This window comes from Paramuribaculum intestinale (assembly GCF_030759015.1).
GTDB classification, from domain to species: Bacteria; Bacteroidota; Bacteroidia; order Bacteroidales; family Muribaculaceae; genus Paramuribaculum; species Paramuribaculum intestinale.
In genome coordinates this window covers 1,450,642-1,466,485 of sequence record NZ_CP098825.1, presented here as the reverse complement: position 1 = coordinate 1,466,485, position 15,844 = coordinate 1,450,642, and the positions used below count along the sequence as shown (strand labels likewise).

The following is a 15,844-nucleotide window of genomic DNA, read 5'->3' as shown; positions in this document are numbered from 1 at the left end:
ATATAGCGAAAAAGATGCTTGAAAAAAGCTGAAAAGTTGTAATGAAGTGCTGCGAGGATGGTTAATTAATGTTTGTGGACTTTGTAGGTATGGCAACGGGGTGGTATGGTGATTTTGCTGACAGTCAGTCTTATTGTTGATTCCGGCTATGATTCAGGCTATTCGTTTTGCAAGCTTAATTTTAACCTATATGTAAAGTGGTGTGAATGAGTGTTGTTGTGTAATGCGTTGGTGTGTAGTAATTTTGCGTCAGGAAAAAACACAGCGAATCCATCCTGATTTTGATTTTTAACTACGAAATGAAGAGATATATTTACGCTTTTGTCATACTTATGGTGTCCGTCTTGACACTCACTTCTATGAAACCGTCAGTAAATCCTCCTCTGAAACCTGCCGAATCGCAGGTGGCGGGAACGTGGTCGCTGATAGATATGCCGAAGCTTCTCGATCTGCCTGTTGACGATTCGCAGGCATCCGATGAGTCGAACGATGCTGAGGGATCTCTACGTGAGATTACCGACAATCTCACTAAATTCGCCTCACAGTTTATCGGCCGCCGATATGTGTGGGGAAGCACCGGTCCGAAGACTTTTGACTGTTCGGGCTTCATCAGATATATATTCCGCAATGCCGGTGTGTCGCTCGATCGTACTTCGCGCATGCAGTATGCTCAGGGAGAGCCGGTGAAGACTTCTGAGCTGCGTCCAGGCGATCTGATGTTCTTTTCAAGTCCGCGCAGCGGCAAAGGCCGTGTGGGCCATGTGGCTATGGTGGTAGAGGTGGATGACAGCGGCAAGTCGCTCACGTTCATTCATGCAGCCTCAAGCAAAGGAGTGAGCTATCAGAAGTTTCCTGACGGAGGCTATTACTCACGAAATTATATCGGTGCAAAACGTGTGCTGCAACCTGAAAATACTGAGAACCATACGGCATGAATACACTATGATTTTCTATCTTGATGCGTCTGCAGTCGTCGCACCCCTCAGAAGTGCGAAGTGGCTGCAGATTTTATGGAAGATCGGCAAAATTGCAAGAAAATCGCACTATTTAGTGCGATTTTCTTGTTTTTTATCGTGAAAATAGTTGAAAAACGGATTATTTTGTAACTTTGTGTTTCGATGTTAAAAAAAATAACATATAAGTAGCTCGCAGCGAGCCACGGGTTACTGATGAGTTTAATAATATCAACTAATTTTTAAGAGTTACTTAGTATTTAACATATGAGTGATAAGCTGTTTATATTTGATACAACGCTTCGTGACGGCGAGCAGGTGCCCGGATGTCAGCTCAACACTGTTGAGAAAATCGAGGTGGCGCGTGCGCTTGAGGATCTGGGCGTCGACGTGATAGAGGCCGGTTTTCCGGTGTCGAGTCCCGGCGATTTTAATTCGGTAGTGGAGATCAGCAAGGCTGTGACATGGCCTACGATTTGCGCTCTTACGCGTGCGGTGGAGAACGATATCCGAGTGGCAGCCGACGCGTTGCAATATGCCAAACACAAACGTATACATACCGGTATAGGCACATCGGACTACCATATACGCTATAAGTTCAATTCCAACCGCGAGGAGATACTTGAGCGCGCTGTGGCGTGCGTGAGCTATGCCAAACGCTTTGTGGAGGATGTGCAGTTTTATGCCGAGGATGCCGGCCGTACCGACAACGAATATCTGGCGCGGGTGATAGAGGCTGTGATCAAGGCCGGAGCCACAGTGGTCAATATACCCGATACTACGGGCTACTGTCTGCCCGGCGAGTTCGGTGCTAAAATAAAATATCTTATGGAGCATGTCGACGGCATCCACAAAGCCACGATTGCCACCCACTGCCATAACGATCTCGGCATGGCTACCGCCAATACTATGGCCGGTATCATCAACGGTGCCCGTCAGGCCGAAGTGACGATCAACGGCATCGGTGAGCGCGCCGGCAACACATCGCTCGAAGAGATAGTGATGATATGCCGCTGTCATCACGAGCTTGGCATCGACACCAATATCAATACAACCAAAATCAACGCTGCAAGCCGTATGGTGAGCAGTCTGATGAATATGCCCGTGCAGGCCAACAAGGCTATTGTGGGTCGAAATGCGTTTGCACATTCAAGCGGCATACATCAGGACGGCGTACTTAAAAACCGCGAGAGTTACGAGATTATCGATCCCAAAGATGTGGGTATTGACGAAAACTCGATAGTGCTCACGGCGCGTAGCGGTCGTGCGGCTCTCAAACATCGTCTTCACATATTGGGAGTGGATCTTGACAAGGATGCTCTTGACAAGGCTTATGAGGCTTTCCTGCGTCTGGCCGACAAAAAGAAGGAGATCAACGACGACGACGTGCTGATGCTTGCCGGACAGCATCACCGTGCCAATCACCGCATAAAACTCGACTACCTGCAGGTAAGTTCGGGAGTCGGTATCCGTTCGGTGGCCAGTGTCGGCCTCGACATCGCCGGAGAAAAGTTCGAGGCATGCGCCTCGGGCAATGGTCCGGTTGACGCGGCAATATCCGCTATCAAGGTGATAATACGCCGCAACATGCTTGTAAAAGAATTCCTGATACAGGCCATCAACAAAGGCAGCAACGACGTCGGCAAGGTGCATCTGACAGTAGAACACGACGGACAGCAATACTACGGATTCTCGGCCAATACCGACATTATCGGTGCGAGCGCCGAGGCATTTGTCGACGCCATCAATAAGTTTGTGAGATAAAACGAATATCGAGATGGGAAAGACACTTTTCGACAAAATATGGGACGCACACACGGTGACGGATATTACCGGAGGGCCCACACAGCTTTATATCGACCGCCATTACTGTCATGAGGTGACAAGTCCGCAGGCTTTTGACGGATTGCGTGGCCGGGGGCTCAAAGTCAGGCGTCCTGACCGCACATTCAGCACGCCCGACCATAATATTCCTACCCTAAACCAGGATCGTCCGATCGCTGACCCGGTTTCGGCCCGTCAGGTTGACACTCTGCTGAAAAACGCCGGGGAGTTCGGCATCACGCTGTTTCCGCTCGGCGACGAGCATAATGGCATTATCCATGTCATGGGGCCTGAAAACGGCCTGACACTTCCCGGAAGCACGATCGTATGCGGTGACAGCCACACATCGACCCACGGAGCTTTCGGTGCAGTGGCATTCGGCATAGGTACGAGCGAAGTGGAGATGGTGCTTGCCACGCAGTGTATCCTCCAGCCGAGGCCGAAGACCATGCGTATCACTGTCGACGGACGTCTTGGCAGCGGAGTTACGTCAAAGGATATGGCGCTGTATATAATCGCACAGCTCGGCACCGGCGGGGCTACAGGCTACTTCGTGGAATATGCCGGCGATGCCGTCCGCGCGCTGTCGATGGAGCAGCGCATGACGCTCTGCAATCTTTCGATCGAAATGGGTGCCAGAGGAGGCATGATCGCTCCTGACCAGACGACTTTCGACTACCTGAAGGGTAGGGAATTTGCTCCGTCGGGAAAGGAATGGGATGAGGCTGTGGCCTATTGGCGCACTCTGCCGTCGGACGATGATGCCGTCTATGACCGTGAGGTGAGATTTGATGCGGCCGACATCGAGCCGCGTGTCACCTATGGCACCAATCCCGGCATGGGTATCGGCATTAGCGAGCCTGTGCCGTTGCCTCCCGATGATGCCGCCGCGCGTCTGTCGTTTGAAAAGGCGTTGGCTTATATGGGCTTCCGTCAGGGTGAGAGCCTTGAGGGACAGAAGGTCGACTATGTCTTTTTAGGAAGTTGTACGAATGGCCGCATAGAGGATTTCAGAGCGTTCGCATCTTATGTCAAAGGGCGACGGAAGCATCCCGATGTGACGGCATGGCTTGTGCCCGGATCATGGAAAGTGCGCAGGCAGATATCCGAAGAAGGTCTTGACAAAGTGCTTGAGGAGGCCGGCTTCGAGATACGTCAGCCCGGATGCTCGGCGTGTCTGGCTATGAACGATGACAAGGTGCCTGCCGGATGTCTGTCGGTGTCTACTTCCAACCGTAATTTCGAAGGCCGTCAGGGTCCGGGAGCCCGCACCGTATTGGCCGGCCCTCTCGTGGCTGCTGCAGCAGCCGTCCATGGAGTTATAACTGACCCACGCAAATCTTGAATCAGATGGATAATCCAAAATTTACAATAGTCACCTCGCGGTGCGTGCCTCTGCCTGTAGAGAATGTTGATACCGACCAGATAATACCGGCACGTTTTCTTAAAGTCACCTCGCGTGAAGGGTTCGGCGAAAACCTGTTCCGCGACTGGAGATTTGATGCCGAAGGCAACAAGCGTCCCGATTTCCCGCTCAACGATCCACGTTACAGCGGATGCATACTTGTGGCCGGGAAAAATTTCGGTTGCGGGTCGAGCCGCGAACATGCAGCGTGGGCTATAGCCGATTATGGCTTCAGAGTGGTGATTTCGAGTTTTTTCGCCGACATACACAAAAACAACGAGCTGAACAATTTTGTGCTCCCGGTTGTGGTGTCGGACGACTTCCTGGCCGAACTGTTCGCGACAGTGGAGGCTGATCCTGCTACCGAAGTGCGCGTAGATCTTCCGAACCAGACTGTGGAGAATCTCGCCACCGGCCGAAAGGAGTCCTTTGACATCAATCCATACAAAAAACAATGTCTTGTAGAGGGGCTTGATGATATCGGGTATCTGCTGTCGCACTCCGCGGAGATCGATTCCTACGAGTCGGCCAACAATAAGTGATCGGACGATCAAATGCCGTGGCTCAATACAGGAATGTATCCGAGTAGGGAAATTCTAAACGTTAATCAATCATATATCTGAATCGTCAATGAAATTGAAGATAGCACTTTTGGCCGGTGATGGCATCGGTCCAGAAATATCGCGCGAGGGCGTGAAAGTGATGACCGCGGTGTGCCGTCGCTTCGGTCATGAAGTGGAGTTTGTCTCAGCTTTGGTCGGCGCGGCTGCGATCGACGCCGTCGGCGATCCGTTCCCTGAAGAGACATATAATGTATGCCGTGATGCCGATGCCGTGCTGTTCTCGGCTGTCGGCGATCCTCGGTTCGACAACCGGCCCGACCTGAAGGTTCGCCCCGAACAGGGTCTTTTGGCAATGAGGAAGAAGCTGGGACTGTTTGCAAATATCAGGCCGGTGGCCACATTCGCGTCGCTGATCCACAAGTCGCCGCTGCGCGAAGATATAGTCAGCGGAGCCGATTTTGTGTGCATCCGTGAGCTTACGGGCGGCATGTATTTCGGAGAAAAATACGAAAGCGACGATCATGCCTACGATACCTGCGCATATACACGCGGAGAGATTGAGCGAATCCTTAAAGTGGCATTCGACTATGCTCGCCGCCGCAAGAGACATCTCACTGTGGTAGACAAAGCCAATGTGCTTGCGTCGTCGCGTCTATGGCGCAAGGTCGCTCAGGAAATGTCCAGGGAGACCCCGGATATTACGACCGATTTCATGTATGTCGACAATGCGTCGATGCGCATGATACAGGATCCGCGTTTCTTCGATGTGATGGTGACCGAAAATACGTTCGGCGATATACTTACCGACGAAGGCAGTGTGATTTCAGGATCGATGGGGCTGCTTCCATCCGCGTCGATAGGTGAGGGTACTCCCGTGTTCGAGCCTATCCACGGGTCGTGGCCCGAGGCCGCCGGCAAAAATATAGCCAACCCGTTGGCGCAGATCCTTTCGGTCGCAATGCTGTTTGAGCATTTCGGACTGGCTGAAGAGGGCGAGTGTGTACGCAAGGCTGTCGATGCTTCGATGGAGGCCGGAGTCAGCACACCCGATATCGCTCCAGATCCTTCAAAAGCGGTAGGTACTGACGCTGTGGGCACATGGATTTCGGACTTTATAGCTGCTGAACGATGAAAAGACCGTTGCTTTTGCTCGCTGTGTCGGCCATGATGCCGGTGGCCGTCAGGGCAGTCGATATGCGGTGCGATGTCTGCCGGCAGGATAATACGGCCATACCTGTGTCCGGGCGGACGGTCACGGGAGAGCGTCCTCCGGTCGCGGAGCGTCTGTTCACGTCGAAGGCTGTGGAGGAGAGGATACGCCGGATCAAGGCGCAGCTCACCAACCGAAAGCTTGCCGAGATGTTTGAGAATTGTTTTCCGAACACTCTCGACACAACCGTGCATTTCCGCAAGGATGCCGACGGTACGCCCGACACTTTTGTCTACACCGGCGATATACCGGCCATGTGGCTTCGTGACTCCGGCGCCCAGGTGTGGCCTTATGTGGCTCTCGCGGCTGAAGATATTCAGTTGAAGGAACTCATAGCCGGTGTGATACGCCGACAGTTGCGCAGCATCATTCTTGATCCATACGCCAATGCGTTCAACGATGGCCCGACCGGAGGCGAGTGGCAGAGCGACTTCACGGACATGCGCCCCGAGGTGCATGAGCGTAAGTGGGAGATCGACTCGCTTTGCTATCCCATACGTCTTGCCTATGAATATTGGAAGCGCACGGGCGACGATTCGATATTCAGGAGCGGCGAGTGGCAGCAGGCTATGGCGCTTATAGTGCAGACCTTCCGACAGCAGCAGCGCAAGGATGATAAAAAAGGCCCCTATCGGTTTCTGCGACGCACCGACCGGGCTCTCGATACTCTCAACAATGCCGGATGGGGAGCTCCTGTCAGCGGCTGTGGCCTTATAGTGTCATCGTTCAGACCATCCGACGATTCTACGACTCTGCAATATCTCGTACCCTCCAATTTCTTTGCCGTGACATCGCTCCGTAAGGCAGCCGAGATTCTGACCGAGGTTAATGGCGATGCAGCTTTGGCAGGGGAGTGCCGTTCGCTTGCCGACGAGGTTGAAACCGCTCTGAAACGGCATGCCACCTATGAGCATCCGGAATTCGGCACGATATATGCTTATGAAGTCGACGGCTTCGGCAACCGTATGCTCATGGATGACGCCAATGTCCCCTCGCTGCTCTCGATGGCATATCTCGGCGATGTCGACATGAATGACCCTGTCTACCGCAACACACGCTCCTTTGTGTGGAGTCAAAGCAATCCTTACTTTTTCAAAGGCAAGGCCGGAGAAGGTATAGGCGGCCCTCATGTAGGCTATGACATGGCTTGGCCGATGAGTCTGATGATGCGTGCGTTCACATCCACCGACGACGAAGAGATACGCGCCTCGCTGCGCATGCTTCTTGATACCGACGCCGGCACCGGATTCATGCACGAGTCGTTCAACGTAGACAATCCGGCTGACTTCACCCGCCCGTGGTTTGCGTGGCAGAATACCCTTTTCGGTGAGCTGATCATACATCTGGTCGATTCGGGCAAGCTTGAGCTGCTCAATACGCTCTGATCGCTCTTTAAGCATATCCGCCACGCCCGTTGGCCTGTCATAACCCCGCCGAAGAAGCTTCTGAAAGCCTCGTCGGCGGGTTTTCAACATTCATGGCGATTTATCAACATTTAACTCATTTTTGCCGTGGAACATTTGCGCAGCGTGTTGAAATCAAGCTATCTTTGCAGCGTGTAACATCAGTCACAAGTAAAAACACATGGGCAAGATAATTGCAATAGCAAATCAGAAGGGAGGAGTGGGAAAGACCACAACCACGATCAATCTCGGAGCGTCGCTCGCAGCCGAAGGGAAAAAGGTGCTCATAATCGATGCCGATCCGCAGGCCAACGCCACGTCGGGTTATGGAATCAATCCTGATCAGATGACTTCGTCGATCTACGAATGCCTTGTCGACGACTATCCTTTGGAAGGATCGCAGGTGCCTACCTGTGTCGAAGGGCTGGAACTTGTAGGATCGCGGATCGACCTGGCGGGTGCGGAACTGGAATTGATCAACCGCCCGAATCGTGAGCGCGTTCTGTCGAAAGTGCTTGCGCCCGTAGCCGACAAATACGATTATATACTTATCGACTGCTCTCCGTCGCTCGGCCTGATAACGGTCAATGCGCTGACGGCCGCCAACTCTGTCATAATACCTGTGCAGGCCGAATATTTTGCCCTTGAAGGCATCACCAAGCTGATCAACACTATCCGTATCATCAAGCCGCGTCTGAATCCGTCGCTTGAGATAGAGGGATTCCTGCTGACGATGTATGATGCACGCTTGAGGCTCGCAAATCAGATCTACGAAGAACTGAAAGGTCATTTCGGCGACATGGTGTTCAACACCGTCATTCCACGCAATATACGTCTGAGTGAGGCTCCCTCGCATGGTCTGCCGGCACTCGTCTATGATCCGGAAAGCCGTGGCGCTACATCGCACAACGCGTTGGCTAAGGAGATTATCAACAAGCAGAAGAAAAAAGCTAAAGCCACATCGAAATGAAACCGAAAAGACAGGCGCTTGGCCGCGGACTTGATTCACTGATACCTATGGACGATGTGCCCGCATCGGGCGCTTCAGCCATTAACGAGATAGATATAGAGCTCATACAGCCCAATCCCGATCAGCCGCGCAGCAACTTCGACGAGGAGTCGCTTGCCGAACTGGCGGTTTCTATCAGAGAACTGGGTATAATACAACCCATATCGCTACGCAGCGTCGGCGGCAACTATCAGATCATAGCCGGAGAACGCCGCTACAGAGCTGCCCGCATGGCCGGACTGTCGACAGTCCCGGCATATATACGCGTGGCCAGCGACAGTGAGCTGACAGAGATGGCTCTGATCGAGAATATCCAGCGTGAGGATCTTAATGCGATAGAGATAGCGCTGACATTCAAGAAACTGATAGAGCGCTACGATCTTACGCAGGAACGTCTGAGTGAGCGTATCGGCAAGAAACGTGCTACGGTAGCCAACTTTCTGCGCCTTCTCCGGCTTCCGGCCGAAGTGCAGCTCGGTTTGCGCGACAAGCGTCTTGATATGGGGCATGCGCGCGCGCTGCTTGCCATAGATGATCCTACGGTGCAGCTGAAGATATATAAGCGCATCCTCAAGGAGGGGCTTTCGGTGCGTAAGGTAGAGGATCTGGTGAAGTCTATCCGCGAAGGATCTGCGGAGGCGCGCAGCACTGGTGAGAACACATCGCTGTCGAAGGATTTCGAATTGCTGCGCAATCATCTTTCAAGCAAATTCAACACTCCTGTCCACTTCACCTGTTCGGCCTCCGGATCCGGCAAAATCACCTTCAGCTTCAAGAGCGAAGATGAACTTGAAAGATTAATTACTATCTTTGACGACGTGAAAGCTCAGGAGGGCTGACAAATACAACCATATTATACTGATAGATCTGAATAAACAAAAGAAACTCAGCGGGATAGGCATGCGCAAAGGAAACGGTAGCAATAGAAGACTGTTTAGCCCGGCGGCTTCTTTGGCAATGATCGTTATGGTCATTGTGGCATTGCTATGTCCTTTTAACATTTTTTGTCAGAATACCCGTCCGATAAAGCCGGTCAAGCGTCAGCATAAGGTAGAAGTACCAGATTCAATACCTTTAGGTCAGCCTGCCATACAGCCGTCGGAGGTCGTCGTGGATTCAGTCTATGCCACAGCCACATCCGACAGTCTTATATTACTGCCGGTGGATTCAATCAAGATAGTAGATTCACCCCAGATGGCTCTGCTGCCTGACTCGATTAAAGAAACAGTCGGAATAAGCCGTAATGTCAGGGAATTCAATCCCGACCCTATGAGAGCCGTGTGGATGTCGGCGCTGTTTCCCGGACTGGGGCAGGTCTACAACCGTCGTTACTGGAAACTGCCGCTTGTGGCAGCCGGATTCATGGGACTTGGATATGGCGCGTCGTGGAACAACTCCATGCTGAAGGACTATACACGCGCCTATGGTGATATTATGGATAATGATCCGAACACCAAGAGCTACATGGATTTCTTCCCCGCCACGGTCAAGGAGGAGGATCTCGACAAGACATGGCTCACAAATATATTGAAATCACGCAAGGACTTTTATCGCAGAAACCGCGATCTGTGTATTATCTCCATGGTGGGAGTGTATCTGCTTGCGATAGTCGACGCATACGTCGACGCGTCGCTGGCGCATTTTGATATATCTCCCGATCTTTCAATGGAGGTGGCCCCTGCCGTAATACCCGATACACGCACACGACCCGGACTTGGGCTGCAGTGGGCGTTGCGTTTCTGACGATTGATGATCCCTGCATAGATACATGATCATGAAGAAATCAATTATAACACTATTTACCGGACTGCTCGCGCTCACCGCAACGGCTAAAGGGCTGTCCATTCTCGACATCAAGCATTCGATCACCGACGACAATATCGTCGCGCCGGAGAGTTTTGAAACCAAAACCCGTGAACTGCAGGAAAATTTCTATCTCAAGCATTACGCTGCGCGTGCCGACGAATCGGCCTCTACGCCGGTCAAAGGCAATCCTGCCGAATACGAGGAGCTGCTGAGCCAGCTGCCGGCGGAGATAGAACTGCCATATAATTCCATTGTGGGCAATTATATCGACATGTATCTCGGAAAGCGTCGTGATCTTGTGGCTGATCTGCTTGCTCTCAACAATTATTACGGCAACATATTCGTAGAAGAGCTGCTGCGAGAGAAGCTTCCTCTTGAGCTGCAGTATCTGCCTATCATCGAGTCGGCGCTGAATCCCAACGCTGTGTCGCGTGTGGGCGCATGCGGACTCTGGCAGATGATGCCAGCCACAGCTGTGGGTCTGGGACTTGAGGTGAATTCGCTCGTTGACCAGCGTCGCGATCCTCGCCTTGCATCGCGCTATGCGGTGAGATATCTCAAGCAGCTGTATGAGATCTATGAGGATTGGTCGCTGGCCATAGCCGCCTATAACTGCGGACCCGGTAATGTCAACAAGGCGTTGCGACGCGCAGGAGGCACCGGCAAGAAAGATTATTGGGAAATTTACAACTTCCTTCTGCCGGAAACCCGCGGATATGTGCCGGCGTTCATTGCAGCCAATTTCGTGATGAATTATTACGGTAAGTACGGCATAAGACCTACAGTTGTGAAGCAGAAGTTGATTACCGATACGGTGTTGGTAGACAAACGCGTGCACTTCAATCAGATAGCTCAGGTGCTCAACATACCGGTTGAGGAGATCAGAATGCTCAACCCGCAGTTTCGCAAGGATATCATACCCGGTGACAATCATCCCTACGCTCTTGTTCTCCCCTCACAGCAGGTGCTCAGCTACATAATGAGTGAACAGGCTATCCTCGACATGAATTCGGACGCTTATGCCCGTCGAACTCATGTAGAACCTGGAGAAAGTCTGGAGCGTCAGCCCGACGGCTCTTCCTATGTGACGCGCATGATCACCAAAACACATACTGTGGGTCGCGGAGAGAATCTCCGCTCCATAGCCCGCAAATATGGTGTAAGCGCCACGGACATCAAGCGATGGAACAATATGAGGAGCGGAAAAGTGCATCGCGGCAAGAAGCTGAAAATACAGACTTATGAAAGAATCCGAATAAATGCCGATTCGACATCGGTGGCATCGACCGGAGACAGCGTGCAGCCGGAAAGCAATGACGGACAGCCGGCGGTGGCTCAGGCAGAGCCGAAGTCTGCTGCCGCAGATTCGCGGAGCGTCACGGCTGCGAAGACACCCGCCAAGCAGACTGCAGCCAAGAAGTCAAAGCCAAAAACAGCTGCGGCATCGACTACAACCTACACCGTGCGTCGCGGCGACAATCTGAGCAAGATCGCCAAACGTTTCGGCACAACAGTCGCAGCCATACAGAAGGCCAACGGAATGTCGGGCACACGTCTCGATATAGGCGACAAGCTCAAGATACCTGCCCGTAGACGTTGAGACCGGCGTTCCGATCATTCATCCGGTTACTTTTAGAGATTGTCTAAAATTCATATCACTTTGCTTTTGAGAGTCTTTCCAGCGTCTCTTTGTTTGCTCCCCGGTCATGTAGCTACGGCTACACTCCCTCATCACAAACAAAAATCCATCTGACAATCCTTCTCAAAATCCGTATTATTAAATTTAGACAATCTCTTACTACATACTCAAGCAATGATGAAATTTTACTGTGCGTGGTTTGCATTATCGACCGTTTTGATTTCGATGCCGTTGACCGGATGTTCGGTTCAAAAAGCTAATGACATAGAGCGCAGAGATATCCTTGTAGAGGATGCAGAGATTGCTCCCGAACCGATGATCGGACGCCCGCTTTCGATGCAAAGAGCCGGTGATTATCTTCTTATTCTTGACAACAAGACTGATTCGCTGGCTCATCTTGTCGACGTTGCCTGCGGCCGGTATGCCGGTAATTTCGTTGCCAAGGGGGTTGGCCCCGGTGAATTCGGCAATGTGGTGATGTTTTCGACGATCCCCGGACGCGATGATGCCTTCACGCTTCTTCGCGCCGACAACAGGGATCTGTATGTGGCCGAAGTCGAGGGCACCGACAGTCTGTATCTCACATATACCCGCATTCTGAATCTCGATACATGGAATGTGGGATCGCTGGCCGACGGTGGCTATATCGGCACAGACGGCTATGTAGAGTATCCAGAGATATTCACGATGTTTGACCGTGAGGGACATGTGACAGGCCACTATGGCGACCGTATGCCTGAAGACAGGGCGGCTAAAGCCGGGAATGTGGCTATGACCGCCGCCTATCAGTTTGGGTTCGCCGTTTCGCCCGATGGCAGGAAGGTTGTTGCAATCGCTTCAGGTGACGAGGCTGCAGCTTTTTTCCGTCTGGAAGCCGACACACTGCGCGCTGTCAATCAGTTTCGCAACAGTTCGATGAAACATCGGTTTGCCGACGGACAATATCTTGGTGTGGACGGGCATGAAGAAGTTAGATTCCTTGAGGGAACAGCCGACAACGAGCGTGTCTATATCCTTTATGACGGCAGGCAGTTAGACGACTCCAACTGGACGGGCAATATGCTTTGGGTCTATGACTGGGATGGCAATAAGGTTGGAGAATATGCTCTTTCGCGTCGGGTGCGTGCGATGACCGCTCCTGATGAATTCGGCCGCATCTATGCCATAAGTCAGGATGGTACTGACCCGATTCTTGTAAGTTTTTCTGTAAGATAATGCATGTAGATGCATTCATCTCTTTTTTAACTAAAATTAAACTGTTAGATGCTCCACCTGCAACTGTTTTAATAGTATATTTGCAGCATCAATAACCAAAATCAAAGGTTAACCAATATCTCTATACCTTAAAGAATCAGAAAAATGGACATCAACAGTATCATGAACTCCCTGGAGGTGAAACACCCCGGTGAAAAGGAGTATCTGCAGGCTGTAAGGGAAGTGCTGATGTGTGTGGAAGAAGTCTACAACCAGCATCCTGAGTTTGAGAAAGCCCGTATAGTCGAGCGTATGGTAGAACCCGACCGCATAGTGACATTCCGTGTCACTTGGACTGACGACCGCGGCGAAGTGCAGACCAACCTCGGTTATCGCGTGCAGTTCAACAACGCTATAGGCCCGTACAAGGGTGGTATCCGTTTCCATGCGAGTGTAAATCTGTCGATACTTAAGTTCCTCGGATTCGAGCAGACATTCAAGAACGCTCTTACCACCCTTCCGATGGGCGGCGGCAAGGGTGGCAGTGACTTCTCGCCGCGTGGCAAGAGCGACGCGGAGATCATGCGCTTCTGTCAGGCGTTCATGCTTGAGCTTTGGAAAAATATCGGTCCTGACCGTGATGTGCCTGCGGGCGACATTGGTGTTGGCGGCCGTGAGGTAGGCTATATGTATGGCATGTACAAGAAGCTGCGCAACGAGTGTGACGGATCCATGACCGGCAAGGGACTTGATTTCGGCGGCTCGCGCATACGTCCGGAGGCTACGGGATTCGGCGCTCTTTATTTCGTGCAGAGCATGCTGGCCGAAAAGAATGATTCGATCAAGGGCAAGACTGTCGCAGTCAGCGGGTTCGGAAATGTGGCCTGGGGTGCGACTCTCAAGGCCAACGAACTTGGAGCCAAAGTGGTGACGATCTCCGGTCCCGACGGATACATCTACGATCCCGAGGGAGTGAGTGGCGACAAGATCAACTATATGCTTGAGCTTCGTGCATCGGGCGAGGATATTGTGGCTCCGTATGCCGAGCGCTATCCTGAAGCCACGTTCTATCCCGGACGCAAGCCGTGGGAGCAGAAGGTGGATATAGCTCTGCCGTGCGCCACGCAGAACGAGCTTGACGGCGATGATGCACGTCAGCTCATAGCCAACGGAGTGAAGATGGTGGCCGAGGTGTCAAACATGGGATGTACGCCTGAGGCTATCGATGCGTTCATCAGCTCGCACACCACCTATGCCCCCGGCAAGGCTGTCAATGCGGGTGGAGTAGCCACTTCCGGTCTGGAGATGAGCCAGAATGCCATGCACCTGCAGTGGAGTGCCGAGGAGGTCGACGAGAAGCTTCACGTGATCATGCGCGATATTCACGAGCAGTGTGTGAAATACGGAACCGAACCCGATGGATTTATCAATTACATGAAGGGTGCCAACATCGCCGGCTTCATGAAGGTGGCCAATGCCATGATGGGGCAGGGCGTGATCTGACCCGAGTATATCCGTCAGTGAGTATTTTCAAGACCCTGTGCGTCGTAGTCGATGCACAGGGTCTTGCATGTTTTGGCGGTGTCAGACCGAATCGATTATAAGTGAGTTGGCCGAATCGATGGCCGATGTGTCAAGGCTTGCCAGGTAAATGCGGGTTGTCGTTTCGGAGTTGTGTCCCATGCCTTCGCTGATAATGCTCAAAGGCACCCCCTTGATTCTTGCTGCCGAAGCCCAGCTGTGGCGGGCGCAATACATTGTAAGCCGCTGTGATGAATCGACAAGTGCTGCCAGTTTTTTGAGACTGCTGTTGATCGATGACGAAATATTGCGGTACACCTGCCTTTCGTCGATATCCTTGCGGGTGATGATCGGCAGCAGATACTGGGTGGGGTTGCATGGATATTTGTCGACAATGGCCTGCATTTCCCGCGTCCAGCCTACGGTCAGTTGCTGTCCGGTCTTGCGCCGCCGGTAGGTGACGCGTCCTCCGTCGAGATCCGATTTGCGGAGAAAGGCCATGTCGACAAAACTCATGCCTCGCAGGAAGAAACTCATCATGAACATATCGCGTGCAAAGTCGAGTTTCGGATGACGCGCCAGTGACAATGCCCTTATCCGGCTTATGGTCTGGATCGGGAGCGCTCTTTTTACGGTCTTGTCAATGCCGGTATAGACATGCCGGAAAGGATGGCGGTTGTCGAAGCCGGCTTCCTCAGCTGCGCGGTTGTAGACGGCCCTAAGCACACGCATATAGAACGATGAGGTGTTGCAAGTGATGCCGTTGAGTCGCATCGATGTTTCATATCGGCTGAGCATATCGGGAGTGAGGCAGTCTATTCTGACATCATTGTCATTGCGGAAACGCCTGAAACTGTTGAGTGTCGTGCGGTATATTTCGGCGGTGCGAGGCTTGCCCCTGCCGCGCAGAGTGGATATCTGCCTGTCCATATATGTGAAGAGCGAGTACAGTCGCGAAAATCTCATGAATTCCGCGGCTACATCATCGGCAGAGAATGGCACAGACGAGTGTGTCAGTCGGTCTATGATCCGGCGCAGGTGCTCAAGATCATGATGTACGCTCTCTTTTGCCTCGGTCACGTATTGTTCGCGCTGGTTCGGGCTGCGTCCTGCAGATGCCGTGTCATTCCATTCGCATGCATACAGTCTGTAGCCGCTTGAAACGGTTCGCGAGCGGCCAAGATGGCTGATCATATAGACTATGCTTCCGGGATGCTCCGCGCGGCATCCGGGTCTGAACTTTACTTTGATTGAAGTCATGTCGTTGACAGTTGATGGTTCGTGTCAAAGCAAAGATGCAAATCACGACCCAATCAT

General features: G+C 52.2%; 13 protein-coding genes. 12 read left to right on the top strand and 1 reads right to left on the bottom strand.

Features of this window, described 5'->3' with window-relative positions:
• Positions 1 to 359 precede the first annotated feature (359 nt).
• The 12 genes from NF347_RS06555 to gdhA all read left to right on the top strand — a co-directional run bounded on the left by NF347_RS06555 (position 360) and on the right by gdhA (position 14,509).
• Positions 360 to 935 carry a C40 family peptidase gene (locus NF347_RS06555; protein WP_161553765.1) on the top strand — a complete coding sequence of 192 codons (576 nt, stop codon included), beginning with the start codon at positions 360 to 362 and terminating at the stop codon, positions 933 to 935.
• Between the two features lie 285 nt (positions 936 to 1,220).
• Positions 1,221 to 2,717, top strand: coding sequence for a 2-isopropylmalate synthase (locus NF347_RS06550; protein WP_107036298.1), 1,497 nt, complete (start codon positions 1,221 to 1,223; stop codon positions 2,715 to 2,717).
• A 13-nt stretch (positions 2,718 to 2,730) separates the two neighbouring features.
• The gene (gene leuC, locus NF347_RS06545) at positions 2,731 to 4,122 is read left to right on the top strand and encodes a 3-isopropylmalate dehydratase large subunit (RefSeq protein ID WP_107036297.1); all 1,392 of its coding nucleotides are present in this window, start codon (positions 2,731 to 2,733) and stop codon (positions 4,120 to 4,122) included.
• 5 nt (positions 4,123 to 4,127) lie between these two features.
• Complete coding sequence (gene leuD, locus NF347_RS06540) at positions 4,128 to 4,724, top strand: 3-isopropylmalate dehydratase small subunit (RefSeq protein WP_107036296.1); 597 nt, start codon at positions 4,128 to 4,130, stop codon at positions 4,722 to 4,724.
• 88 nt (positions 4,725 to 4,812) lie between these two features.
• The gene (gene leuB / locus NF347_RS06535) at positions 4,813 to 5,877 is read left to right on the top strand and encodes a 3-isopropylmalate dehydrogenase (protein WP_107036295.1); all 1,065 of its coding nucleotides are present in this window, start codon (positions 4,813 to 4,815) and stop codon (positions 5,875 to 5,877) included.
• 32 nt (positions 5,878 to 5,909) lie between these two features.
• Positions 5,910 to 7,340 carry a glycoside hydrolase family 125 protein gene (locus tag NF347_RS06530; protein WP_370585868.1) on the top strand — a complete coding sequence of 477 codons (1,431 nt, stop codon included), beginning with the start codon at positions 5,910 to 5,912 and terminating at the stop codon, positions 7,338 to 7,340.
• Between the two features lie 199 nt (positions 7,341 to 7,539).
• Complete coding sequence (locus NF347_RS06525) at positions 7,540 to 8,328, top strand: ParA family protein (protein ID WP_107036293.1); 789 nt, start codon at positions 7,540 to 7,542, stop codon at positions 8,326 to 8,328.
• Positions 8,325 to 9,206 carry a ParB/RepB/Spo0J family partition protein gene (locus NF347_RS06520; RefSeq protein ID WP_107681383.1) on the top strand — a complete coding sequence of 294 codons (882 nt, stop codon included), beginning with the start codon at positions 8,325 to 8,327 and terminating at the stop codon, positions 9,204 to 9,206. The genes NF347_RS06525 and NF347_RS06520 overlap by 4 nt, the downstream gene beginning before the upstream one ends.
• Positions 9,207 to 9,477: 271 nt before the next feature.
• Positions 9,478 to 10,110, top strand: a complete 633-nt coding sequence (locus NF347_RS06515) for a DUF5683 domain-containing protein (protein WP_133165434.1) — start codon at positions 9,478 to 9,480, stop codon at positions 10,108 to 10,110.
• 31 nt (positions 10,111 to 10,141) lie between these two features.
• A complete protein-coding gene (locus tag NF347_RS06510; RefSeq protein ID WP_161553764.1) occupies positions 10,142 to 11,773 on the top strand; it encodes a lytic transglycosylase domain-containing protein in 1,632 nt (543 codons plus the stop codon).
• 213 nt (positions 11,774 to 11,986) lie between these two features.
• Complete coding sequence (locus NF347_RS06505; RefSeq protein WP_107036289.1) at positions 11,987 to 13,027, top strand: BF3164 family lipoprotein; 1,041 nt, start codon at positions 11,987 to 11,989, stop codon at positions 13,025 to 13,027.
• Between the two features lie 144 nt (positions 13,028 to 13,171).
• Complete coding sequence (gdhA, locus tag NF347_RS06500) at positions 13,172 to 14,509, top strand: NADP-specific glutamate dehydrogenase (protein WP_107036288.1); 1,338 nt, start codon at positions 13,172 to 13,174, stop codon at positions 14,507 to 14,509.
• An 81-nt stretch (positions 14,510 to 14,590) separates the two neighbouring features.
• Here gdhA and NF347_RS06495 read toward each other — a convergent pair whose 3' ends face one another.
• Entirely contained in the window at positions 14,591 to 15,787 is a 1,197-nt protein-coding gene (locus NF347_RS06495) for a tyrosine-type recombinase/integrase (protein WP_107036287.1), read from the bottom strand.
• Positions 15,788 to 15,844: the final 57 nt, after the last annotated feature.